Origin of the sequence: Trueperella sp. HMSC08B05, from assembly GCF_001808405.1 — a bacterium.
Classification (GTDB): Bacteria; Actinomycetota; Actinomycetes; order Actinomycetales; family Actinomycetaceae; genus Trueperella; species Trueperella bernardiae.
Window position 1 is genome coordinate 28804 of record NZ_KV793239.1, and the last position, 24587, is coordinate 53390.

General features: G+C 66.9%; 19 protein-coding genes, 1 tRNA gene and 1 pseudogene. 5 read left to right on the forward strand and 16 right to left on the reverse strand.

What is annotated here, in order from left to right:
• Positions 1-424: 424 nt before the first annotated feature.
• Positions 425-1705: a phosphopyruvate hydratase gene (eno, locus tag HMPREF3167_RS04315; RefSeq protein ID WP_062614007.1), complete on the reverse strand. Its 1281-nt coding sequence runs from the start codon at positions 1703-1705 to the stop codon at positions 425-427.
• 338 nt (positions 1706-2043) lie between these two features.
• On the opposite strand from eno, the gene HMPREF3167_RS04320 reads away from it, so the two are divergent.
• Positions 2044-2325 carry a type II toxin-antitoxin system Phd/YefM family antitoxin gene (locus HMPREF3167_RS04320; RefSeq protein ID WP_062614006.1) on the forward strand — a complete coding sequence of 94 codons (282 nt, stop codon included), beginning with the start codon at positions 2044-2046 and terminating at the stop codon, positions 2323-2325.
• A 233-nt stretch (positions 2326-2558) separates the two neighbouring features.
• Here the strand turns inward: HMPREF3167_RS04320 and mfd are convergent, their stop codons facing one another.
• The 6 genes from mfd to HMPREF3167_RS04350 all read right to left on the reverse strand — a co-directional run bounded on the left by mfd (position 2559) and on the right by HMPREF3167_RS04350 (position 9895).
• Positions 2559-6074 (reverse strand): transcription-repair coupling factor, encoded by a 3516-nt coding sequence (gene mfd / locus HMPREF3167_RS04325; protein ID WP_070445684.1) that lies wholly within the window; start codon positions 6072-6074, stop codon positions 2559-2561.
• A gap of 21 nt (positions 6075-6095) precedes the next feature.
• Positions 6096-6680 carry an aminoacyl-tRNA hydrolase gene (pth, locus tag HMPREF3167_RS04330; RefSeq protein ID WP_070445687.1) on the reverse strand — a complete coding sequence of 195 codons (585 nt, stop codon included), beginning with the start codon at positions 6678-6680 and terminating at the stop codon, positions 6096-6098.
• 164 nt (positions 6681-6844) lie between these two features.
• Entirely contained in the window at positions 6845-7462 is a 618-nt protein-coding gene (locus HMPREF3167_RS04335) for a 50S ribosomal protein L25/general stress protein Ctc (protein ID WP_062614003.1), read from the reverse strand.
• A gap of 244 nt (positions 7463-7706) precedes the next feature.
• A complete protein-coding gene (locus tag HMPREF3167_RS04340) occupies positions 7707-8690 on the reverse strand; it encodes a ribose-phosphate diphosphokinase (RefSeq protein ID WP_062614002.1) in 984 nt (327 codons plus the stop codon).
• A gap of 88 nt (positions 8691-8778) precedes the next feature.
• Positions 8779-9804, reverse strand: a complete 1026-nt coding sequence (locus HMPREF3167_RS04345) for an NTP transferase domain-containing protein (protein ID WP_070445690.1) — start codon at positions 9802-9804, stop codon at positions 8779-8781.
• 20 nt (positions 9805-9824) lie between these two features.
• A tRNA-Gln gene (locus tag HMPREF3167_RS04350) sits at positions 9825-9895 on the reverse strand.
• A 137-nt stretch (positions 9896-10032) separates the two neighbouring features.
• On the opposite strand from HMPREF3167_RS04350, the gene HMPREF3167_RS04355 reads away from it, so the two are divergent.
• From HMPREF3167_RS04355 to HMPREF3167_RS04365, 3 genes are all read left to right on the forward strand, one after another.
• Positions 10033-10638: a TetR/AcrR family transcriptional regulator gene (locus tag HMPREF3167_RS04355; RefSeq protein WP_068538757.1), complete on the forward strand. Its 606-nt coding sequence runs from the start codon at positions 10033-10035 to the stop codon at positions 10636-10638.
• 87 nt (positions 10639-10725) lie between these two features.
• Positions 10726-11685 (forward strand): ABC transporter ATP-binding protein, encoded by a 960-nt coding sequence (locus HMPREF3167_RS04360; RefSeq protein WP_068538756.1) that lies wholly within the window; start codon positions 10726-10728, stop codon positions 11683-11685.
• On the forward strand, positions 11685-12896 hold the full coding sequence (locus tag HMPREF3167_RS04365; protein WP_062613998.1) for an ABC transporter permease: 1212 nt from the start codon (positions 11685-11687) through the stop codon (positions 12894-12896). The genes HMPREF3167_RS04360 and HMPREF3167_RS04365 overlap by 1 nt, the downstream gene beginning before the upstream one ends.
• Before the next feature lie 162 nt (positions 12897-13058).
• Here the strand turns inward: HMPREF3167_RS04365 and HMPREF3167_RS04370 are convergent, their stop codons facing one another.
• The 7 genes from HMPREF3167_RS04370 to metG all read right to left on the reverse strand — a co-directional run bounded on the left by HMPREF3167_RS04370 (position 13059) and on the right by metG (position 21424).
• Complete coding sequence (locus tag HMPREF3167_RS04370; RefSeq protein WP_070445693.1) at positions 13059-13583, reverse strand: MarR family winged helix-turn-helix transcriptional regulator; 525 nt, start codon at positions 13581-13583, stop codon at positions 13059-13061.
• A 36-nt stretch (positions 13584-13619) separates the two neighbouring features.
• Entirely contained in the window at positions 13620-15494 is a 1875-nt protein-coding gene (locus HMPREF3167_RS04375) for an ABC-F family ATP-binding cassette domain-containing protein (protein WP_210382962.1), read from the reverse strand.
• On the reverse strand, positions 15494-16396 hold the full coding sequence (locus HMPREF3167_RS04380; RefSeq protein ID WP_070445694.1) for a 4-(cytidine 5'-diphospho)-2-C-methyl-D-erythritol kinase: 903 nt from the start codon (positions 16394-16396) through the stop codon (positions 15494-15496). Before HMPREF3167_RS04380 ends, HMPREF3167_RS04375 begins: the two co-directional genes overlap by 1 nt.
• A 35-nt stretch (positions 16397-16431) precedes the next feature.
• Positions 16432-17310 carry a 16S rRNA (adenine(1518)-N(6)/adenine(1519)-N(6))-dimethyltransferase RsmA gene (rsmA, locus tag HMPREF3167_RS04385; RefSeq protein WP_062613995.1) on the reverse strand — a complete coding sequence of 293 codons (879 nt, stop codon included), beginning with the start codon at positions 17308-17310 and terminating at the stop codon, positions 16432-16434.
• On the reverse strand, positions 17311-18489 hold the full coding sequence (locus tag HMPREF3167_RS10050) for an aggregation-promoting factor C-terminal-like domain-containing protein (protein ID WP_143602025.1): 1179 nt from the start codon (positions 18487-18489) through the stop codon (positions 17311-17313).
• A 170-nt stretch (positions 18490-18659) separates the two neighbouring features.
• Positions 18660-19619 (reverse strand): TatD family hydrolase, encoded by a 960-nt coding sequence (locus tag HMPREF3167_RS04395; RefSeq protein WP_068538754.1) that lies wholly within the window; start codon positions 19617-19619, stop codon positions 18660-18662.
• Positions 19619-21424: a methionine--tRNA ligase gene (gene metG, locus HMPREF3167_RS04400; RefSeq protein WP_070445695.1), complete on the reverse strand. Its 1806-nt coding sequence runs from the start codon at positions 21422-21424 to the stop codon at positions 19619-19621. Before metG ends, HMPREF3167_RS04395 begins: the two co-directional genes overlap by 1 nt.
• 203 nt (positions 21425-21627) lie before the next feature.
• Here metG and HMPREF3167_RS10180 point away from each other — a divergent pair.
• Positions 21628-22206: pseudogene (locus HMPREF3167_RS10180) on the forward strand (isochorismatase family protein); the annotation flags it as partial.
• A gap of 521 nt (positions 22207-22727) precedes the next feature.
• Here the strand turns inward: HMPREF3167_RS10180 and rsmI are convergent.
• Complete coding sequence (gene rsmI / locus HMPREF3167_RS04410; RefSeq protein WP_070445696.1) at positions 22728-23549, reverse strand: 16S rRNA (cytidine(1402)-2'-O)-methyltransferase; 822 nt, start codon at positions 23547-23549, stop codon at positions 22728-22730.
• A gap of 389 nt (positions 23550-23938) precedes the next feature.
• Positions 23939-24493: a metallopeptidase family protein gene (locus tag HMPREF3167_RS04415; protein WP_306452656.1), complete on the reverse strand. Its 555-nt coding sequence runs from the start codon at positions 24491-24493 to the stop codon at positions 23939-23941.
• Positions 24494-24587: the final 94 nt, after the last annotated feature.

Here is a 24587-nt window from a genome sequence, read left to right on the forward strand (position 1 = left end):
CGCGTGTTCGTGGTTCGGGTGCCGGTTCGCGTGCTGTTGGCGCGAGTACCGTCGGCCCGAGTCGAAGTGCCTGCCTCGTTCTTCCCTGCCCGCCGGGCACCCTTTCCCGACGACGTCGGCTTGCGCGTCTCCGGCCCCGACGACGCACTCTGGCGGCGCTGAGGGTCCTGGTTTCGCAGGTCCTCGCTATGGCGGCGGCGAGCCGCAGATGCCGCGGAATTCCGGGTAGGCCGGCGGCCGCCCTGGCCCCGGGCGGACGATGGTGGACGCCGCGAACTCATGGCTCCCAGTCTAAGGCCCGTCCGTCGTCAACCGGGAAAGGCCGATGGGCGCGCCACAGTCAGGCGCGTCTCAGCACGCCGGCGCAACAAAAGGGGTCCGGGGTCGGTTTCCCAACCCCGGACCCCTTTTTCAGGCTATGAACTTAAGCCTTGAAGCGCGGGAACGCGGAACGGCCGGCGTAGACGGCCGCGTCGTCGAGCTCCTCCTCGATGCGCAGGAGCTGGTTGTACTTGTTGACGCGCTCGCCACGAGCCGGAGCACCGGTCTTGATCTGGCCGGAGTTGGTGGCAACGGCGAGGTCGGCAATCGTGGTGTCCTCGGTCTCACCGGAGCGGTGCGAGGTCATCGACTTGTAGCCGGCGCGGTGGGCCATCTCCACGGCCTCGAGGGTCTCGGTGAGGGTACCAATCTGGTTCACCTTCACGAGCAGGGCGTTCGCCACATCCATCTCGATGCCCTTGGCGAGGCGCTCCGGGTTGGTGACGAAGAGGTCATCGCCGACGAGCTGGACGCGGTCACCGATACGCTCGGTGAGGGCCTTCCAATCCTCCCACTCGTCCTCCGAGAGCGGATCCTCAATGGAGACGATCGGGTAGTCGGTGATGAGCTTCTCGTAGTAGTCCACCATGTAAGCGGTATCCTTCTCGCCACCCTCGAACATGTACTTGCCATCCTTGAAGAACTCGGTGGAGGCAACGTCAAGTGCGAGAGCGACGTCGGCGCCCGGCTTGTAGCCAGCGCGCTCGATGGCCTCAACGATCAGATCGAGGGCCGCAGCGTTGGTCTCAAGGTTCGGGGCGAAGCCGCCCTCGTCACCCAGGCCGGTGGACAGGCCGCGCTCCTTGAGCACCGCCTTCAGCTCGTGGTAGACCTCGGCGCCCATGCGCAGGGCTTCCTTGAAGGTCGGAGCACCGATCGGGGCGATCATGAACTCCTGGATGTCAACGTTGGAATCGGCGTGCGAGCCACCGTTGAGGATGTTCATCATCGGGACGGGCAGAACGTGGGCGTTCGGGCCACCAAGGTAGGAGAAGAGCGAGAGGCCAGCGGACTCAGCGGAAGCCTTCGCCACAGCGAGCGAAACGCCGAGGATGCCGTTGGCACCCAGCTTGCCCTTGTTCGGGGTGCCATCGAGGTCACGCAGGATCTGGTCAATGTAGCGCTGCTCGGAGGCGTCGAGGCCGATGAGCTCCTCTTCCATCTCCTCGATCACGTTGGCAACAGCCTTCAAGGTGCCCTTGCCGCCGTAGCGGGCCTTGTCGCCATCACGAAGCTCAACCGCCTCGAAGGCGCCGGTCGATGCGCCGGACGGAACGCCAGCGCGGCCGTAGTGGCCGTCATCCAGCAGGACCTCAACCTCAACGGTGGGGTTGCCGCGCGAATCAAGAATCTCACGAGCGTGAACGGCTTCAATGTTTGCCACAAGAACTCCTTCTATAGGGTTACTTTCGGTACCGCAGCGGGACTGCACTACCTCCACCCACTATTGTCCTACGAATCACCGACAAAAGACACCGCCCCGCCCAGATCTCCCAACTTTTCATCTCCTGGGGCAATCCCTTGCTGTGACGCGACGCACGCGCGGGCGTCTTTCGTCCCGACTCCGCGCGGACTCGCCCCGCCCCGAGATCACCCACGCTCTCCCGGCACCCTTCTCACACCCGCTCCCGCCTACGGACCCGCCACCACTCAGGCCCTTGTCCCAGATCAGGCAAGTAGGACATACTATAGCTACAAACAATAGGACCGAGGTGGTGCACGATGCTGATCGATAGCGACGCTCTAGTCTCCATGCGCGACGCGAACCAGAACTTTTCCAAGGTCGCCAGACTGACCGACATCAAGGGGCAAGTGGTGATCCTCAAGAACAACAAACCCCATTTCATCTTGATGAAGTTCGACGACGCCGAGGCCTACCAGGCAGACCAGGCTCAACCTGAGGTTGCCGAGGATGTCCCGGATGAGCTCGTCATGCACATGGCAAAGCAGTTTGCCGACCGGTACAACCGTGCTCTGACAGAACTCTGGAGGGCATCACCCTGACGGCAACAAATGACGAGCTCATCGAGTTCGGCCTGACGGTCGCGAAGTGCGCCGACCTCCAATACATCACCCGGTGGTTGCTCGACCACACCATTGAGGAAGAGCACCCTACAAGCTGACAGCCAGACAAGAACCCTCGCAGGGTTTCCGGTGGCGGCGCCTGACAACCCGGCCCCATGCAGCCAGGCCCCGCACCCCACGCCAGCCGGCCCCACTGCCGCCCCGCGCCCGGCCTAACTGCCGATGCTCGCCAGCATCACCGAGTCGACCACCTGCTCCACGAATTGCACCACGGCGTCGCCCTCGATGACCTTTGCCGCGCCAAGCCGCCGCTCGTTCTCCACGGGCAGGGGCACAAGTAGCGTCCGGATGGCGGGCTTGGCGATCGCCTTCGGGTAGAGACGGCGCAGCCGCGCGTGGCGCGAATCGGGTAGCACCACGGGCGCGAAGCGCACGTTATTGCCCTGCATGACGATCTCCTCGATCCCCACGGACCGCACCTTCTCCCTCAGCTGGGCCAGCGTGAAGAGCCGCTCCACCTCCACGGGCACGGAGCCGTACCGGTCCACGAGTTCCTGGTGGATGTCGGCCCGTTGCGCCTCGGTCGTCGACGCGGCGATCTTCGTGTAGATCTCCAGCCGCAGCCGCTCGGACGTCACCCACGATTCGGGCACGTAGGCGTCCACCGGCAACTCGATGCGGGTTTCGGCGGCCTTCTCTGCCTCGGTGCGGGTGTCGCGCCCGGTCATCCCCGCCACGGCCTCGGAAACCATGCGGATGTACAGGTCAAAGCCAACCCCGGCGATGTGTCCGGACTGCTCCCCGCCCAGCAGGTTGCCGGCGCCGCGGATCTCCAGGTCCTTGAGCGCCACCTGGAAGCCGGCGCCGAGCTCGGTGTGAGCGGCGATGGTGCGCAGCCGCTCGATCGCGGTCTCGGTCATGGACCCGTCTCGCGGGTAGAGGAAGTAGGCGTATGCGCGCTCGCGCCCGCGCCCCACACGCCCGCGCAACTGGTGGAGCTGCGAAAGCCCGAGCTTGTGGGCATTTTCCACGATCAGCGTGTTGGCGTTCGAGATGTCGAGCCCGGTTTCCACGATCGTGGTACACACGAGCACGTCGATGTCCTTGTCCCAAAACTCTTGGATCACGGCCTCGAGTTGGTTCTCGCTCATTTTTCCGTGCGCGACGCCGATCCGCGCGTCGGGCACCAGTTCGGACAGGTGGGTCGCCACCCGGTTGATGGATTCGGTACGGTTGTGGACGTAGAAGACCTGCCCGTCGCGCAGGAGCTCGCGTTTGATGGCCGCCGCGATCTGCTGGTCCTCGTGCGCGCCCACATACGTGAGAATGGGGTGGCGCTCCTCGGGCGGGGTGGCAAGCGTGGACATCTGCCTCAGCCCCGTCACCGCCATTTCGAGCGTACGCGGGATCGGGGTGGCCGACATCGACAGCACGTCCACCGTGGGGTACATCTGCTTGAGGGTCTCCTTGTGCTCGACACCGAAGCGCTGCTCCTCGTCGATGATCACGAGCCCCAGGTCTTTGAACCGCACGTCGCCGGTGATGAGGCGGTGGGTTCCGATCACGACGTCGATCTCCCCGCGTCGCACCCCGTCCTTGACGTCCTCCGACTCCTTGTCCGTCTGGAAACGTGACAGGCCCGCCACTTTGACGGGAAATCCGGCGTAGCGCTCCTGGAAGGTCTCGAGGTGCTGCTGCACAAGCAGGGTGGTGGGCGCAAGGACCGCCACCTGCTTACCGTCCTGCACGGCCTTGAACGCGGCCCGGACGGCGATCTCGGTCTTGCCGTAGCCGACGTCGCCGGAGATGAGGCGGTCCATCGGCTCGGGTGCCTCCATGTCGCGCTTGACCTCTTCGATGGTGGAGAGCTGGTCCGGCGTCTCCACAAATTCGAAGGCGTCCTCCAGCTCGTGTTGCCACGGGGTGTCGGGGGCGAAGGCGTGGCCTTTGGTGGCCCGTCGCTGGGCGTAGAGCCGCACGAGCTCCTTCGCGATCTGCTTGACCGCGGCCCGCGCCTTTGACTTCGTCTTTTCCCAGTCAGCCCCGCCCATCTTGTTGAGGGTGGGCGCGTCGCCGCCGGCGTACTTCGAGATCTGGTCGAGCTGGTCGGTAGGCACCCACAGCTGGTCGTGTGCCTGCCCGCGCTTGGACGGCGCGTATTCAAGCACCACGTATTCGCGCTGTGTCCCGTTCGGCCCGCCCAGTTTGCGCTTGGCGAGCTGGACGAATTGCGCGACGCCGTGGCGCGCGTGCACCACGTAGTCGCCCGGCTTGAGCTGCAGAGGGTCGACAGCGTTCTTGCGCCGCTTCGGCATCTGCCGCTGTTGGGCCGACCTCGAGCGCTTGCGCCCGATGAGCTCACTCGCACCCAGCAGGGCGAACTTTTCGGCGTCGGCGATGAACCCGGACTGGACGGGCGCGGTAACGATCTCGACGACCCCGGGCCGCACCTCGCCCAGGTCCTCGGAGAAGCGGGCGGGCACGTCGGCGTCGGAAAGCTGTTCGACCAGGCGGCGCCCCAAACCCGCGCCCTCGACTGCCACAACGATCCGCCACTGCTGGCGGGCCTTGTGGCCGAGCTCGCGAAGGGCGGCGTCGACGTCGCCGGCGAAGTTGCGTGGCTCGCGCAGGGGCAGCTGAACGGTGTCCTCGCCTGCGAACCCGCCGAGCCTCCACCAGCCCAGGCCGAGCTCGCGCGCATGGGCGCGCACGTCCGGGATCTCAAGGAAGGACGCCTTCGATACCGAGATCGGGATCTCGCCGCCGGCCGCCGCCGAGGACCACGCCGCCGCCAGGAACTCCTCCGTGGTCTCCTGAAGGGACTGCGCGCGGGCCTCGATCCGCTCCGGCTCAATCATGATGATCCGCGCGGTGGCGGGCAGCTCGTCGACGAACGGGTGCATCTGCTCCACCAGCACCGGCTGTAGCGACTCCATGCCCTCCACCGCGATCCCGTTCGCGATCCTGTCGAGCATGTCCACCGCGCCCGGCAGCTCCGTGAGGGCCTGGGCGGCACGCGAGCGAACGTCGTCGTTGAGCAGCATTTCCCGGCACGGCGGGGCGTACAGGTGCCCGACGTCGTCCAGTGAACGCTGGTCGGCTACGGCGAAGGAGCGGATCTCGTCCACCTCATCGCCGAAGAATTCGACTCGCAACGGGGAGTCGGAGGTGGGCGGAAAGACGTCGATGATCCCGCCGCGCACGGCGAACTGCCCGCGCGCCTCGATCATGTCCACCCGCTCGTAGGCGGTAGCGACCAGGCGTTCTTGCAGGTCATCGAAGTCGACGACGTCGCCCACGGCCAGCCGCACCGGCGCCAGTTCGCCCAGCCCAGCCGCGATCGGCTGGAGGAAGGCACGGATCGGCACGAGTAGCACGCGCAGCTCGGGGAAGTCTTCGGGGTGAGCAAGGCGGCGCAGGGTGGTCAGGCGCTCGGCCACCGTGTCCGAGCGGGGCGAAAGGCGCTCGTGCGGGAGGGTTTCCCATGCGGGGAAAATCGCCATCTTCTCTGCCGGGACGTAGGCGCGCAGGGCGTCGCGCAGGTCCTCGGCTTCGCGTCCCGACGCCGTCACCGCCACCTGTAGCCGACCGTCCCCCGAGGCCAGGAGCTCAGCGATCGCTGGGGCGAAGGCGCCACGCGGCATACCGAAGTCGGCGAAGCGGGAGTTCGCGCGCGAGGACAGCGTGTCCTGGTCGGCGAGGACTGAAAGAACGGGGCGCAGATCCATGAGGTCCTTAAAGCTACCGGGTTACTTGGTGTGAAGGCGCATGGTGGCCTTGTCCAGGCCAAGGAGGAGGACGTCTTCGACAGCGTCGGCCGCGAGCGCAATGAGCAGGTCGACCTCCTTGTCCTCCTTCGAGGAGAAGGGGGAGAGCACGAAGTCGGCCGGATCCTGGCGGCCCGGCGGGCGGCCCACGCCGAAACGGAGGCGGATGTAGTCCTGCGTGCCGAGCGACTGCGTGATCGACTTGAGGCCATTGTGGCCGCCAGACCCACCGCCGCGCTTGAGTTTGAGCTGGCCGAAGGGCAGGTCAAGCTCGTCGTGAACAACGATCAGGTCCTCCGGGGCCACCTTGTAGTACTTGAGCAGCGAGCTGACCGGCCCGCCCGAGGTGTTCATGTAGCCGTTAGACACGCCGAGCACCACCGGCTCCCCCGGCTGACCAGGGCCGATGCCGATCCGTACCGACACCGCCCGCGTGTTCGACTGCTTGTGCATCGACAGCGACGAACCCGCCCTGCGAGCCAGCTCGTGGATCACGTGCTGGCCGATGTTGTGGCGCGTGGCTTCATACTTGGGCCCCGGGTTGCCTAGGCCAATGACTGCAAACATTTTCCCTCCACCGAAACTTTACCAACGATGCCCGCCCCCGATCTATCGGACGGCCGGCGCACTGCCAGAAAGCCGCTTGTGCACTGCCAGAAAGCAGCCAGAAAATGGGGCAGGGCTCGCCCCACGGGCGAGCCCTGCGCAAGATTGGCTGATGTGCGCCTTGCTTACTCGGCGTCCTCGGCCGGAGCCTCCTCAGCCGGAGCCTCGGCGGCGTCGCCTTCCTCGGCCTCGGGCAGCGCCTCAACCTGCGGAACGGCCACAACCACCACGACCTCGTCCTCCGGCAGGTCGGTGGTGACGTCGGTCGGGAACTTCACGTCGGCGATGGTGATGTTGGTGCCATCTTCCACGCCCTCGACGTCAATGACAATCGCCTCGGGGATCTCCTGGACCGGGACCTCGACCGGCAGGACCATAAGCTCGATGGTTGCGATCGCGTCGCCCATGGGCTCGCCCTCAACGACGACCGGAACTTCAACGGCCACCTTCTCGCCGGCCTTCACGCGCAGCAGATCGAGGTGCTCGATGTTGCGGGTGAGCGGGTTGCGCTGCACGTCCTTGACCATGACCAGTTGCTCGACGTCGTCTGACTTGAGGGTGAGCAGCGCGTTGGGGTTGCCGCGGACCATGAGGAACGCGTCGTGGTAGTCGACAACGTAGTGCTTGGGCTCAGCGCCGTGGCCGTAGACGACGACGGGCAGGCCGCCCTCCCGGCGGATGCGGCGCGACGCGCCCTTACCGAACTCAGTACGCTCGGCGATCTGAAGAATCTGCTTTTCCATGTCTATCTCCTGTTCTACTAGGCTCACGCGCTGTGAGCGGATGGCCCCGATACGGAGGCTACGCCAGGCATAGACACCGCGTCGATAACGGAAGCACGCACTTCCCTCGCCGAGGCAACCCCATTATCCTACCGTCCGCCTTGCCGATTCCGGAAACAGGTGGGGGAATTTCACAGCGCACGACGCCGCCCGCGGGCCCGCGCCCAACACCAGACTTGCGCCGAGCACCCGCCCGCGTCCCACGCTAGGCGTGAGCGCCGTCAAACAGACTGGTGACCGAACCGTCGTTGAAGACCTCCTGGATGGCGCGGGCCAGGACCGGCGCGATCGGCAGGATGGTCAGCTGTGGGAAGCGCTTCTCCACGGGGATGGGTAGCGTGTCGGTGAGGATCACCTCGCGCACGCCGCAGTCCGCCAGGCGCTGGGCGGCCGGGTCGGAGAGCACGCCGTGGGTGGCGGCGATGATGACGTCCTTAGCGCCGGCCTCGAGTACCACGCGCACGGCCCCCGCGATGGTGCCGGCGGTGTCAATGAGGTCGTCCACGATGACGGCGGTGCGGCCCACCACGTCACCCACCACGCGGTTCGCGGTGGCCTGGTTGGGGCGGGTGATGTCGCGGGTCTTGTGCACGAAGGCGAGCGGGACGCCGCCGAGGCGCTCGCCCCACTGCTCGGCAACCTTGATGCGCCCGGCGTCAGGAGAGACGATGACGGACTCGTGCGGCTCGATGCGGGTGCGCACGTAGTTCACCAGCGTGGGCATGGCCCACAGGTGGTCCACCGGCCCGTCGAAGAAGCCCTGGGACTGGGCGGCGTGTAGGTCCACCGACATGATGCGGTCCGCGCCGGCCGTCTTGAACAGGTCCGCCATGAGACGGGCCGAGATCGGCTCGCGGCCCTTGTGCTTCTTGTCCTGGCGGGCGTAGGGGTAAGAGGGCACGACCACCGTGATGCGCTTGGCCGAGGCTCGCTTTGCGGCGTCGACCATAATGAGGGTCTCCATGATCCACTTGTTGACCGGGACCGTGATGGACTGGAGGACGAACACGTCCGAGCCGCGCAGCGATTCGTCGAATCGCACGTAGATTTCGGAGTTTGCGAAATCGTAGGCGGTGACGGGCAGGAGGTCGATTCCGAGTTCGTCAGCCACCGCCTTCGCCAGCTCGGGGTGAGCGCGCCCGCTCGCCAGAACCAGATGCTTCGCGCCGCTGGCGTGAATTCCCGTCATTCCACTTCCCTTTTCTTCGGCCGCGTCCGCGGTGCCTGAGTGATACTTCCCACCCTACCCCGCGTCAGTGAGGCCCGGTGGGCCCTTCTTACTTGTTGGTGTTACGCGTGCTGAATGGCGAGACTACCTCGCCGGGTGCGATCTTTGTGCCGACGACGACCGCGTGGGCCACAACCGCCCTCTCCCCCACGTCCACCGAGTCAAGTTCGGTGTTCGGACCGACGACGGCGAATGCGGCCACTCGCGTGGTCCCGCGCAGGACGGTGCCGGGCTGGACGATCGAGTCGGGTTCGAGGCGGACATCGACGTCGACGTGGGTGGTGGCCGGGTCGACGATGTGGACGCCGGTGCGCATCCAGGCTTCCTGAATGCGGCGGTTCTTCTCCGCGCGCAGGGAGGCGAGCTGGACCAGGTCGTTGACGCCCTCGGCCTGGACGGAATCCTCCAGGACGAAGGAACCGACGCCCGCGCCGAGCTGGTGAGCCCGGGCGACGACGTCGGTCAGGTACATCTCCCCCTGGGAGTTGTTCGTGTCGAGCGTGTCGAGGGATTCGCGCAGGAAGGCGATGTCGAAGACGTAGGTGGAGGTGCCGATCTCGCGAATCTTGAGCTGTTCGGGCGTGGCGTCCTTATGCTCGACGATCCCGATCACACCCCCAGCTTCATCGCGCATGATGCGGCCGTAGCCGGTGGCGTCCTCGACCACCGTGGAAAGCACGGTGACGGCGTTGGAGCCTGCGCGGTGAACACGGGCGAGCTCGGCGAGCGTGTCCGCGGTGAACATCGGCGAGTCGCCCGCCATGATGAGCACCGAACCCTCGAGGTTGGCCGGCAGGCCCTGGAGTCCACACCACGCGGCGCGTCCGGTGCCCTTGATGTCGTCCTGATCGACAATCGTGGCGCCCGGGTTGATCTGGGAGATGTGGGCGGCAACCTGCTCGCGCTCGTGGCGCACCACGAAAACGATGTGCTGGGCGCCAGCCCCGACGACGGCGTCGTTGGCATGCCCCACCAAAGAGCGGCCGTTCATCGGTAGAAGCACCTTGGGGATCGAGGACTTGATGCGGGTGCCCTTGCCAGCTGCAAGGACGATCGCTGCGGTGAGTTCGGCCATGATTCCTCCTGGGGTCAGCGCTCCGCCACTAGGATTCGAACCTAGACAAAGGGTTCCAAAGACCCGTGTGCTGCCATTACACCATGGCGGAATTCCCTACCATTGTGCCAGTTTCCGCCCCGTGTTTTCCAATCAAGCCGGGGTGGTCTTAGCAATGTCGGTGGCATTTGAGATAATGGGAACATGACAACTGAGCCCACCGCAGATCCTCGGCCAAAGCGTTCACGGATGTCGCGTATTCAACGGCGCGAACAGCTGATCGGCATCGGCCGCCATCTGTTTGCCGCCCACGGCTTTGACGCCGTGTCAGTGGAGGAGATTGCCACCGCGGCCGGCGTATCCAAGCCGGTCATCTACGAGCACTTCGGCGGCAAGGAAGGCCTGTACCAAGTGATCGTGGACCGGGAGACCACGGCACTGTACGAGCTGCTACAAGAAAAGGTCCGCCCGGCACTCGCCCCGCGCGAGGCGCTCGAAGGCTCGATCCTGGCGATGCTCGACTACATCGAGGTCAACCCGGATGGCTTCGGGCTGCTGGTCCACCAGTCGCCGCAGGCGATTGCGGGCGCGCAGTTCTCCACGATCATGTCCGACATGGGCGAATACCTCACGGAGCTGCTGGCCGCCTACTTCGACCACCTGGGCTTCGACGTGGAAACGGCGCCGCTGTACGCCCAGATGCTGGCTGGCGCGGTGGGCACGATGGGCCAGATCTGGGCCAATGACAAGGCGCCGGAGAAGGAGGTCCTCGCCGCCCACCTGGTCAACCTCATGTGGAACGGGCTGCGCGGGCTGGAGCACGAACCGACCCTAGAGCTTTCGGGGCGCGAGTAAGTAGCGCGATCAGAGCCGCGTTCCCGCCGCCCGCACCCCGCCGCGCTACCCTTGACCTATAGGCTCGCACGAACCCTAAGGAGGATCATGAGTCTTGACATTCACCAACTCTACAAGCGCTTTGGGAAGACCCAGGCGCTTGACGGGATGAACTTCACCGTTCATCCAGGCGAGCTTTATGGTTTCGTCGGCTCCAACGGCGCCGGCAAGACCACCACGATGCGCATCGCCCTGGGCGTGCTCAGCACCGATTCGGGCGAGGTCTCGCGCGATGGCAAGCCGCTCACCTTCGAGGACCGCCAGCGCTTTGGGTACATGCCCGAGGAGCGCGGCCTGTACCCGAAGATGAAGGTGGGCGAGCAACTGATCTACTTCGCGCGCCTGCACGGCCTGTCAGAATCCGAGGCGAGGACGGCGATGGAGTACTGGACGGAGCGGCTCGGCGTTCACATGCGCCGCGGCGATGAGGTCCAGGCCCTGTCGCTCGGCAACCAGCAGCGCGTGCAGCTCGCGGCGGCCCTCGTTCACAACCCTGAGGTGCTGGTGCTCGACGAGCCCTTCTCCGGCCTCGACCCGCTCGCCGTGGCCGACATGAGCACCGTGTTGCGCGAAAAGGCGGAGGCCGGAGCCACGGTGGTCTTCTCCTCCCACCAGCTCGATCTGGTGGAGCGCCTGTGCGACCGCGTGGGCATCGCCTCGCTCGGCAAGATCGCCGCCGAGGGCACGATCGACGAGTTGCGCTCTTCCGGCTCCGACACGCTCCTTGAGCTCGAGGTTCCCGACGCCACCGCCACGGCTGGCGCCATTCGCGGGCTTGGTCTTACTCCCGAGGTGGAGCGGAACCACGTGCGCGTGCGGCTGACGGGAGCGGTCACCGACCAGCAGGTGCTGCAGGCGGCGATGGGCGCCGGCGCGGTCCACGGGTTTACGCACGTGCGACCCACGCTCACCGACCTGTTTGGCAACATCGTCCAGGTGCCCGAACCGCAGCCCGAAGAGACGAAACCGAAGAAGGGCCTCCTTGGCCTGTTTGGAGGTAAGAAGTAATGCTCGTTCACATCATGAAGCGCGAATTCACCACGATGGCACGCTCGAAGGCCATGGTTATCTCGATCGCGGTCATGGCGGCTCTCATCCTTCTTGGTAGCTTTGCCGCCCGCTACTTTTTGAACGACGACTCCGGCTCCGATCCGGCCGACCCCGACACGGTGACCATCGCCGTGGAGGAGCAAATGAGCGACTACGCGCCCTACCTGGAGAAGGTAGGGGCGGGCTCGATCGCGACCGAGCCGATCGACTCGGGTGGCGCCAAGTCCTACCTCGAAGCCCGGCACGAGGCGGACGAACCCAACGCGGCCGTGCTCACGGGCACACCGGGCGATCCCAGCCTGATGGTGCCCGGCAACGCGGCTGAGGGCGTGGATCCGGTGGTCACGAACGTGACGAACCTGGCCGCCACCGCCTACCTGGTCGAATCGAAGGGCGTAACGCTGACCGACGCCGACTACGGCGAGCTGGCCGCCTCCGTGGCCGTGATGCCCACGTTCGTCTCCTTCGACTCGGGCTTCCTCATGGCGACCGACCCGGTCGGCTACTTCACCTCGCTCGCGGGCATCTTGATCCTGTTCATGATGATCATGATGGGCATGACCACGATCGCCAACGGCGTGGTGCAGGAAAAGTCCTCGCGCGTGGTGGAGATCCTGCTGACCTCGGTACGCCCGCGCACGCTCCTGCTCGGCAAGATCCTCGGCATTGGCGCGTTCTTGCTCGTACAATTCGCTATCCTTGGCGCGTCGATCTACATCGGCCTCCAGATTGCCGGCGTCAACTTCTCGATCAACATCGGCAGTTACCTGGGCTGGATGCTCGTGTGGCTGATCCTAGGCTTCTTCTTCTACGCGATGCTCATGGGCGCCTTCGCCTCACTGGCCTCGCGCCAGGAGGACCTGGGCGCGGTCACCACGCCGCTGACGCTCGGCATGCTCATCCCGTTCTACCTCGCCCTGTTCATGGTGCCCTCCGCGCCGGATTCGGTGTGGACGAAGGTAGTGTCCATGATTCCCGGCATCAGCCCGTTCATGATCCCGGTGCGCCAGGCCTACGGCGCGGTGCCGGTGGGTGAGATGGTGCTCGCGGCCGGGTTGGGCCTGGTGGCGATCCCGCTGGTGGCGATGGTGGCCGGCAAGATCTACTCCAACTCGATCCTGCACACGGGCAAGCGACTCTCCCTGGCCCAGGGCTTCCGCGGCCAGTAAGGCGGCGGCCCTGCCCCACCGTGGCGGAAGCCCCGGATTTCCGCAGATGCTATACAAAACCGCAAGATGCTGCACTAATTTACGGTAATTTAGTGCAGCATCTTGCGGTTTAGTGCAGCAGATGCACGCCGTGGCCCGGCGGCAGGCCGCGCGGGGCCGCGCCTACTTGCCGGCCGGCTCCGCGGGCTTGATCTTCAGGTCTACGAGGGTGAGCAGCATGTCGCGCAGGTAGCCGGCTGCCCGCTCGTTTTGTTCGTCGGCGAACTGGGCCAGGATATCGTGCTCGATCTCAAGCAGGTCGGCCATCGCCTCGTCGACAGCCGTGAGTCCCTTCTTCGTGGCGGCCACCTTGACCACGCGCCCGTCGTCGGGAGCTGACTTGCGCTTGACCAGCCCGCGGGCTTGCATGCGGTCGATCCGGTTGGTGATCGTGCCGGAGGAGACGAACGTGTCTTTCATGAGCTGACCGGCCGTGAGTACGTGGGCGGGGTCGCGGCGCAGGGCGGCGAGCATCTCAAACTCCCAGGTCTCGAGCCCGTGGCGCGCGTAGACCGCTTTGCGCACCTTCGTAAAGTGCCGGTTCACCCGCAAGAGCCGGGAAAAAACCTCCAGGGGCTCGACATCAAAGTCGGGGCGTTGGGCGCGCCAGGCCGCTACAACGCGGTCCACCTCATCGTGCTTGTCCATGCCGAGAGTTTACTTCACATCGAGATAAACGTGAAGTCACCCGTAGTATTCGGCGCGCTCCCCCGCCTCGAGCCACTCCAACTCCAGGCCCTCGAGCTCGTCCTTCAGCGCCACGATTTCCTTGCCGAGGGCGGCCAGGCGCTCGTAGTCGCCCGTCTCCCCCACGGTCGCCGCGACCTCGCCCTGCGCCACACCCAGCTTCTCGATCTTGTCCCGCACGCGCCCCATCTTCCGCTCGGCGCGCTCCATGTCCTTGCGCGCCTCGCGCTCCTTGGCCGCGTTCTTTAGCGGAGCTGCGCCCGCCGGTGCCATGTCCGACGACGCCGTCGCCCCACCCGCGCCCAAGCCACTAGCCGCGCCCGCCTCGGCCGCCTCGGAGAGCTGGAGGTACTGATCCACGCCACCGGGCAGGTCGCGCACCTGCCCACCCATCACGGCGACCTGGTGGTCGGTGGTGCGTTCGAGCAGATAGCGGTCGTGCGAGACAACCACCAGGGTGCCTGGCCACGTGTCGAGCAGGTCCTCAATTGCGGCAAGGGTGTCGGTGTCCAGGTCGTTGGTGGGTTCGTCGAGCAGGAGCACGTTGGGCTCGCGCATGAGCAGGCGGAGGAACTGCAGGCGGCGTCGTTCACCACCCGACAGGTCGGCCACGGGAGTCCACGCACGCTCGCGGGTGAAGCCGAGCCGCTCCACCAGCTGCGAGGCGGAGACCTCCTTGCCGCCCACCATCATGTGGGTGGCCACGTCCGCCACGGACTCGACCACCCGGCGGTGAGCGACCTCGTCGAGCTCTTTCGTGTCCTGGCTGAGCACCGCCAGCTCCACCGTCTTGCCGCGCTTGACCGCGCCCTCGGTCGGCTCGAGCGCGCCCGCGATCAGTCCGAGCAGAGAGGACTTTCCGGCGCCGTTGCGTCCGAGGATCCCCACGCGCTCGCCGGGCGCGAGCCGCAGCGTGACGTCCCGCAAGACGGGCTCAACCCGCCCGGGCCAGGCGAAGGTCACGTCCTCAAGGTCCACCACCTTCTTGCCCAGGCGCGTGGTGGCCATCTTGGTCAGCTCCACGGTGTCACGCGGCGGCGGCTCGTTCGCGATGAGCTCGTTGGCCGCCTCGATGCGGAACTTGGGCTTGGACGTGCGAGCGGGCGCGCCCCGGCGCAGCCAAGCCAGCTCCTTGCGCAGCAGGTTCGCCCGCTTTTCGGCCGCCTGGGCCGCAAGACGCTGCCGCTCGGCACGCTGGAGGATGTAGGCGCCATACCCGCCCTCATAGGTTTCCACGTGTCCGGGCACGGGCGCGCGCCCACCGGCGCCGTCGTTGCCCGGCACCACCTCCCACAGCCGCGTGCAGACGGCGTCAAGGAACCAGCGGTCATGCGTGACGACGACTAGCGCACCCTCCCCGCGCGCGAAACGCTCGTTCAGGTAGGCGGCCAGGTAGGTCACGCCCTCGATGTCCAGGTGGTTGGTGGGCTCGTCGAGCACGACGACGTCGGCATCCCGCACCAGCGTCGCCGCCAGGGCCACGCGCCGGCGCTGCCCGCCGGAGAGTTGGCCGAGTGGCCGGTCGAGGTCGACCTCCGGAATGAGGCCCGCATGGAGCTCGCGAACGCGCGCGTCCGAGGCCCACTCGAAGGTCGCGGCATCCCCGTGAATGGCATCGCGGACAGTGAGGTCGGGGGCGAGGCCGTCACGCTGAGAAAGCACGGCGAAGCGGGTGCCGCCGCGGACGGTGACGCGGCCGGTGTCGGGCTCGAGGGCACGGGTGAGGAGGCGCAGCACGGTAGTCTTGCCGCCACCATTCGGGCCCACGATGCCGATGCGGTTGCCGTCTTCGAGGGAGAGGTTGAGGCCGCCGACGATCGGCCGGGACCCGAGCGAGACTCCGACCTCCTCCATGCCCAGGATGTGCGCCACTACTCGGCCATCCTGACGTGTGCGCCGGCGGTGGGGCCGTAGGCGATGTGGACGTCGTAGGGGAAGTCGGCGCGCATCTGCGCAGCGAGCTCCTCGGCCTGCTCGGGCGAGGTAAGCACGGCGATCGTGGGTCCGGACCCGGAGAGGACGACAGCGCGGCCGGCGGCTTCGATAAGCTCAATCTCCGCGCCGATCTCGGGGCGAAGCGCGCAGGCGGGGGCCTGGAGGTCGTTGGCGAGGAGGGCGGCCACGGTGTCGATCGCGGGGCCGGCGAGAGCGGCACGCAATTCGGCGGTGTCGGCGGGCTCGCCCGCACCTGGGTACATCGCGTCGAACTGGCGGAAAACGGCGGGCGTGGACAGGCCGTGCTCGCGCGTGAGCAGCACCCACGCATGCATCGCCCCGGCCCGCAGCGGCGCAAGTTCTTCCCCGCGCCCGACGCCGTGGGCCAGGCCACCCATGAGCGCGAACGGCACGTCCGAGCCCAGTTCCCCGCCAATCGCCCGCAGCTCCTCGGCGCTCAGCCCGAGCCCCCACAGCTCGTTGAGGGCCACGAGGGTGGCGGCGGCGTCGGCGGAACCCCCGGCCATCCCCCCGGCCACGGGGATGCGCTTGGTGATGCGGATGTTGGCGCCGGCCGGGCAGTCCAAGCCCACCTCGCGCGCGCGGGACTGCAGAGCACGGCCGGCGCGGATAGCCAGGTTCGACTCATCGGTCGGTAGGTCCTCCCCCAGCCCAGAGATGGACACGGTGAGCTCGGGCGCGGGCCGTACCTCGACGTCGTCGAAGATGTCGATCGCTTCGAAGACCGTGTCGAGGGGGTGAAAGCCGTCGGGACGCGGGCCGCCGACGCGCAGGGCCAGGTTCACTTTTGCGGGGGCGGAAACTAAGACTCGTTGCACGTGTCGTATTCTAGCGGTTCTCGCCGGCGGCGGGCCTAGCGGGCGGCGCGAGCGATCTTGACGAAGTCCTCGATCGCGAGGCGCTCCCCGCGCAACGCGGGATCCACGCCGGCGATGCGCAAGATCGACTCGGCCTGCGCCGGGCTACCAGCCCACGTGCCGAGGGCCGAGCGCAGGGTCTTGCGGCGCTGGGCGAAGGCGGCGTCGACGACGGCGAACGCTCCGGCCCGGAGTTCCTCGGGGAAGCGCGGCACGGCGGGGCGTTCGAGGTGGACGAGGGCAGAGTCGACGTTCGGGACCGGCCAGAAGACGTTGCGGGAGATCTTCGCCCCGCGCCGCACGTCCCCATACCAGCTAGCCTTTGCCGAGGGCACGCCGTAGACGCGCGAGCCCGGAGCGGCGGCCAGGCGATCGGCCACCTCGAGCTGGACCATGACAGTCACGGACCGCAGCGAGGGCAGCTCCTCAAGCAGGGTGAGGATGACGGGCACGGCCACGTTGTAAGGCAGGTTGGCCACCAGGTGCGTGGGCTCGAAAGCGCCCGGGTGGGCCTCGGCGTATTCGGGCGGCACAGCCAGATCCCCGCGACGAACCTTGAGCGCGTCCTCGCGGAGCACGGCGAAGCGGCCGGCGGCGTCGGACATGAAGGACGCGACCGTCTCGGGGAGCACGGCGGCCAGCGGCGGGTCGATCTCCACGGCGGACAGGTAGGCGCCCGCCTCGAGGATTGCCAATGTCAGCGAGCCGAGCCCGGGGCCGACCTCGAGCACTTGGTCGCCAGCCGCCACGCCGGCGTCGCGAACGATGCGACGCACGGTGCCGGCGTCGTGAACGAAGTTCTGCCCGAGGGTCTTGGTTGGCCGGATGCCGAGGCGGTCAACGAGCTCGTGAATCTGAACGGGCCCGAGCAGCATTTAGTACCAGCCGCGCGCCTGGGAGTGGCCCCACGCCCCGCACGGGCTGCCGTAGCGGCCGGCGATGTAGCCCAGGCCCCAGGAGATCTGGGTGGCGGGGTTGGTCTGCCAGTCGGCGCCGGCGGAGGCCATCTTCGAACCGGGCAGCGCCTGCGGGATGCCGTACGCGCCCGAGGACGGGTTCGCTGCCTGGGAGTTCCAGCCCGACTCGCGCTGCCACAGCGCGTCAAGGCACGCCCACTGGTCCATGCCCCAACCGTAGGAGGCGAGCATGCCCTGAGCGATCTCGCGTGAGGAGCCGGCCGGGACCGGGGCGGACGCGGGCGCGGAGGCGGCGGCCGACGTCGCGGCCTGCTCCGGCTGGATCTCTTCGCGGGTGCCGACCTTGATGACTTCGTTGACGGGCTCAGCGGTGACGGTCTCGACGAGGAGCATGCGGGCGCTCTCCGCGCCGTCGCGCGAGGTGACCTGGTATGTGCGCGTGCCCTTGCCCTCCACGCCAGCCGTGGCAACCTCTTCCTCGCCCTTGGGAAGCTCGGCGGTCTCCACGCGCTCGGTCTCGAACGCGATGGTGTACTCCTCAGAAACCGTGGTGTTCGTGACGCGGGCGATCGTGATCGGGGCGGTGGTCACGGTGTCGGACAGGGAGACGGAGACCTCGTCGCGCGCCGCGATCGAGATGTCGGCGTTCGCCAGCGCCGCGGCGTACGTGTCGCCCTCGGAGGCGACGACGCGGGTGGTCTGCCCATCCACGGTGACATCGAAGGAGACGGTGCCGGCCGTCGCACTCGGGGCCTCCTCCGGAGCGTCAACGACGGCCGCCACGGCCTGCTCCACCTGCGGGGCGGTCAGCGCCGGGAAACCAACCGTGCCCCCGGCCGCGAAAACGGCCAGGGAGGCAGCACCGGCCACGTGCATCGCCTTCGTGTAACGGCGCGGCTTACGCGCGGGGGCGTGAGCCGCACGGGAGGTGACCAGGTGGAAGTTCATGTGCTCGGCGTACGGCATCGCGCCGGAGGTCACCACTCGGGTGACGGCCGGGATCTCCGCCGTGTCAGGTGTCTGGGCGAAAGCGGAACCATGCTGGGCGGCCTGGCCGGCTACACGTTCGGCCATGCGGCGGGCGCGGCGCGAACCCGGCTTCGGAGGAGTAGCCAGAAGTGAGGCATCAAAGGCCACGCCACGATTGGTCGAGTGATCTGTCAAAACGTCTCCAGTCCACGCGCACGGGTGTGCGCCCAGCGAAAGTTACATCAACGAAATCGATTGTAATCAAATTGTTATCAACCGCAAGCAGAAAGTGCGAGATCTTACTCGACCACCAGTCCTGTGCGGGCGAAGGCTGGGTGTCAGATCCCGTAAACCTCGCGCGTCGTCGCATCCAGCTTCGCGCAAAAGTCCGTCAGCGGCATGAGCCGAAGTTCAGCCAGGTGGGCGGCGGTGTAAGCCACTGCCCACGCCGCGTTCGGCTGCCCGCGGTACGGCGCCGGCGTCAAGTAGGGAGCGTCCGTTTCCACGAGCACCAGCTCGTCCGGCAGCGCCTCGAAGGCCTCGCGCAAGTACGCGTTAGCAGGGTACGTCACCGGCCCGGCAAACGAGGCATACCAACCGTACTCGCGGCACACGGCCGCGAGGTCGGCATCGCCGGAAAAACAATGGAACACCGTGCGCTCGGGCGCGCCGTCGCGCTTCAAGATGTCGACAACGTCGGCATGCGCGTCGCGATCGTGGATCTGGAGCGGCTTGCCCAGCTCCTTCGCGAGCGCGATGTGCTCCCTGAACGAGCGCTTCTGTGCGGTCTTGCCCTCTTCGCCGGTGCGGAAGTAGTCCAGGCCGGTCTCGCCGACTGCCACCACGGCGTCGTCGGCGCACAGTGCGGCGACCCGCCCGATCGCGTCCTCAAGCGAGATCGCATGGTGTTCCTCGACGCGCGGTTCGAGCCCGTCGGGTGCCACCTCGCGCACGCCCGCGTGCATCGCGGCCTCGTTGGGGTGGATCGCGAGCGCCGCCCAGATCTCGGGGCAGGTGCGGGAGAGCTCGACCGTCCACTCGAGCGCGGGGTACTCGCACCCCGACGTGATCGCGGCCCGCACGCCCGCACGCGCCATGCCCTCCCGCAGGTTCTCCAGCAGGATCGGCGGCTTCCATACCCCGGCGTTATTGAGGCGCTGGACAGGGGTAACCTGGCCGGGGTCGGGCGCGGGGTCGGGGTAGATGTGGGTGTGGTTGTCGACAATCGGGACCGCGAGCGGGGCCGGGATGTCCGGGAACGCCCGCCGCCGGTCCTTCTTCGACGCCGAATCGCCCACTACTCGATCCCCAGGCGCTCAAGCTCCTCAGCCACGATCGACTCGTCGAGCTTGACGAACGCCGGCTTCGGCTTCGCGATCGGGGTGCCCGGCACCACGGCGCGGTGCTCCCATGCGCGAACACCCGCGTAGTCGCCAGTGATGATCGGGTACGGGTGGCCGGTGTCGAGGTCCGTGGCCTCCACAATCTGCGGCATCGGCGCGATGTCGCCAGCCCCGCCGAGCACGGCGTCGATTGTGTTCGACGAGTGCGGCAGGAAGACGCACATCATCGTGTTGAGGTCCGAAACGGCCTGGATGAGCGTGTTGAGCACGGTGGCCAGACGCTCACGCTGCTCGGGAGCCTTGAGCTTGAACGGCTCGGTGCGCGCCACGTAGGCGTTCGCCTCCCCCACCAGGCGCATGATCTCGGCCAGGGCCGCGCGCTGCGAATGGTTCGCGATCAGATCGCCCACCGTGTCAAAGCCGGCGCCGACGGCGTCCAGCAGCTCACGATCGATGTCCTCCAGTTCGCCCGGGGCCGGGATCTCGCCGAAGTTCTTCGCGATCATCGCCGCCGTGCGGTTGACCAGGTTGCCCCAGCCGGCCACCAGCTCCGAATTATTCCGGCGCAGGAACTCCGACCACGTGAAGTCCGCGTCCTGATTCTCCGGCCCGGCGATCGAGATGAAGTAGCGCAGAGCGTCGGGCTGGTAGCGCTCGAGCACGTCACGCACGTAGATCACCACATTCTTCGACGAGGAGAACTTCTTACCCTCCATCGTGAGGAACTCCGAGGCCACCACCTGGGTGGGCAGGTTGAGGCGGCCCATGCCGCCCGGCTCCCCGCCCTTCGCACCCTCGCCGTTGTAGGCCAGCAGCTCCGCCGGCCAAATCTGCGAGTGGAAAACAATGTTGTCCTTACCCATGAAGTAATAGGACAGAGCCTCCGGGTCCGTCCACCACAGCTTCCAGTCCTCCGCCGAGCCCGTGCCAGCCGCCTCACGGCGCCTCGCCCACTCAATCGACGCGGACAGGTAGCCGACGACGGCGTCAAACCACACGTACAACCGCTTGTTCGGCTTATCCTCCCACCCCGGAACCGGGATGCCCCACGAAATGTCGCGCGACATCGCGCGCGGGCGGACGTCGTCGAGCAAATGCTTGGAGAACGCAATGACGTTCGGGCGCCACTTGCCGTCCTCCTCCACGCCGTCGAGCCACGTGCGTAGCGAGTCGGCCAGCGCGGGCAGGTCAAGGAAGTAGTGCTCGGTCTCCTTAAACTCGGGCGCCAGGCCGGACACCTTCGAGATCGGGTCGATGAGGTCCTGCGGGTCGAGCTGGTTGCCGCAGTTGTCGCACTGGTCGCCGCGCGCGCCCGCGGCGCCGCAGATTGGGCACGTACCCTCAATGTAGCGGTCCGGCAGGGTGTTGCCCGTCTTCGGGTCGATCGCCACCGGCGTTGTCTCCACCAGCATGTAACCGTTGTCTCGGCAGCCACGGAACAGGTCCTGCACCACGTGCTCGTGATTGCCGGTGGTGGTGCGCGTGAACAGGTCGTAGGACAGGCCCAGCTTGACCAGGTCCTCCACAATGATGCGGTTGTTCTTGTCCGCCAGCTCCTGCGGGGTCACGCCCTCCTTGTCGGCAGCCACCAGAATCGGGGTGCCGTGCTCGTCCGTGCCCGACACCATCAGCACGTCATGGCCACGCATTCGCATGTAACGCGAGAATACATCCGAGGGCACACCAAACCCGGCAACATGGCCGATGTGGCGTGGCCCGTTTGCATACGGCCAAGCAACAGCTGAAAGGATCCTAGACATGCTTCAAGGGTAACCTTTGCGCGCGGATCAGCGAAACCGGCCCCGAGCCGATGTGGCGCGAGCGACCCGCGTGCGTCGCCTCGGTGCGGCCGCACGCCGAGCCGCGGGCGTGACAGGCGCGGACGGCGTCGTCGTTCACGGTGAGGGCCGGGCGACGGGCACGGGGGGAAGCGGGTAGAATCGGGTCATACTGAGGAGGAACAATGTCCGAAAATCGTGCTCTCATCATCGTTGACGTCCAGCCGACCTTCTGCGAGGGCGGGGCGCTAGGCGTGGTGGGCGGCAACGCCTGCGCCGAACGCATCGCCGACTTCGTCACCGACCACGCCGACGAATACGACCTCATCGTCACCACCCAGGACTGGCACGTCGACCCGGGAACGCACTTCTCCGACACCCCCGACTTCGTGGACACCTGGCCCCCGCACGGGGTTGCCGGCACGCCCGAAGCCGAGCTTCACGACGCCGTTGCCTCCCTCCCCTTCGATGATTCGGTGAAGAAGGGCGAATACGCCGCGGCCTACTCCGGGTTCGAGGGCGTGAACAAGGACGGGGACACCCTGGAGCGGATCCTGCGGGAGGCGGAGGTCGGGGCGATCGACGTGGTCGGCATCGCCGAGTCGCACTGCGTGAAAGAAACCGCGCTCGACGCGCTACGCGCCGGGTGGCCCGTGCGCGTGTTCTCGGACCTGACCGTGCCGGTCAGCGAGGAGCTGGGCGAGGCGGCCCGCGCGGAAATGGACGAGGCGGGCATCGAGCAGATCTCCTCGAGTGAGGCCTTCGGCTTCTACGAGGAGGGCGAGGACACACCGATCCCCGGCTACGACGACGGCGAAGGCAACAGCGTGGAAGCCTGGAACAAGGACGACTGGGACGACGACGAGTCTGCCTGGTCTCGCGAGGACTGGGACGACCTGGAGAACAACGACCTGGACGGCGACGGCCTGGCCGATGACCTCGAAGACGACGAGTGGGGCGCCGCCGACTACCGCGACGACGAACCCCGCCGCGGGGCCGCGCTCGACCGGGACGACTTCGTACGCGACGAATACGACGAGGACTCCGACGCCGAGCTGACTTCCGACGGGGAGGACGAGGAGCTCGACACGCTGGCCAACCAGGTCCAGCTCGGCGAGGACCTCTCCGACTACGATTTATCCGATTTTGACCTTGACCTGGAGGACGTGGACTTCTCCGGCGACGCCGACGACGACGATTTCGACTTCTCAGACATCGATTTCCAGCCATAAACGGCTGGTCTCAGTGGCTAGGGCGGGTCCTCTTGCCGGCAGGACCCACGGGATTACTGCTTGGCGGCCAGGGCGAGCTTGGCCAGCTCATTCTTCGATAGGCCCTCGCGGGCGGCAACGTGAGCGGCGGCGTCCTTGAGGCGGAGCCCGGCCTCGTGCAACGCCAGGACTTCGGGGACGTGGGCGCTAGCGTCGGCCGTGACGTGGGCAGGTGCACCCTCCACCACGATCGTGATCTCCCCACGCACACCCTCCGCCCAGTCGGCGAGCTCGGCGAGCGTGGCCCGTTTGACCTCCTCGTAGATCTTGGTCAGCTCGCGGCAGACGGCGGCCCGGCGGTCCGGGCCGAGCTCGTCACGCATCGCGGTGAGGGTGGCAACAAGCCGGCGCGGGGACTCGAAGAAGATCATCGTGCGGGGCTCGGCGGCGAGTGACTCGAAGTAGCGGCGCCGCTCCCCCTCCTTGCGCGGCGGGAAACCCTCGAAGGTGAATCGGTCAGAGGCGAGCCCGGACAGAGCGAGGGCCGTGAGGACTGCGGACGGCCCGGGCACCACCGTGACGGGCACGCCCTCCGCGGCGGCGAGGAAAACCAGCCGGTAGCCCGGGTCGGACACCGAAGGCATGCCGGCATCGCTCACCACCACCACTCGCCGGCCCTCTCGCGACGCCTCGATGAGCTGCGGGGCCACCTCCGACTCGTTGTGCTCGTGGTAGGGCACCACCTTGCCGTGCAGGGTGATGCCGAGACGGCCGGCGAGATTCAGGAGGCGGCGGGTGTCCTCGGCGGCGATGAGGTCGGCGCCCTCGAGCTCGGCGCGGAGGCGGGGCGAGGTGTCGTCGTCGTTGCCAAGAGGCGTTGCAGCTAGCACGATCATGGCTCCACCCTATAACGCCGGATTTCGCGCAGTGTGAGACCGGGCAAGTTTTTTCACACCGTTGCATCGCGGGGCTATACTTGGAAGTGACCGAAAGGTCGGGAAGTCGAAGATTTTGGCTTCACCTCAACAATTAAATAGGGAGAAACACCATGGCAATTTCATGGAAGATCTTTGCAAGCAACAAGGACGAGCGCTCCAACGCTTACATCACCGAAGCGCGTGCACTCGAGCAGTCAGTCCAGGCTGAAATCTTCGGTCGCTAAGCAAAAACACTAGGCCGGGCAACCGGATGAAAGAGGCGGACAAAGAGGTCCGCATTTTTTATGCCCAGTTTCGCCGGCCTTGCCTGCGCCGCGCCCCACGCACCCGCCGGCCCCGCGCCCGCGCTACGCCCAGCCGGTCTCCCACAGCAGGTCCTCCTCGATGCCGAAGTGGTGTGCCACCTCATGGAAGACAGTCACCATGACCTCCTCGGCCACCTCGTCCTCCGTCTCACACATGCGCAGGGTGGGCCCGCGGAAGATCCAGATGCGGTTGGGTTCGGCGTAGCCGAAGAAGTCGCCGTCGGTGAGCGCGATCCCCTCATACAGCCCGAGCAGGTCCTCCCCCTGGGATTCTTTGAGTTGCTCCTCGTTCGGCTCGTCGGCCACAAGGAACACGAGGTTTTCCAGCCGTTGCGCGAACTCGTCCGGGATCTCGTCCAGGGCGTCGGCTACAAGCTCTTCGAATCGCTCTTCGGTCATCTCAACCATGCACCCAGTTTCCCAGAATCCGGCCCGCCCCGAAAGCGGACGCCACATCCAGCGCCAGGCGACGACGCCCGGCCCCCGCCCGCCCAGCGCCCGCCCCGCGCCCACCCCGCGCCACCAGTACGCAAGCCGAGCTCCGGCGTCGTTCGAAGCCCGCCGTGCCTTTGCGTAGACTTTGGCCGTGGACACCATGCATGCACACCTTCGCCGTGAGAACGAGCTTCGGGGCCTGCTCGGCCTGCTGCCGAAGGGGGCGAGCCTGCCCGCGCAGCTGCGGCTGCAGGGG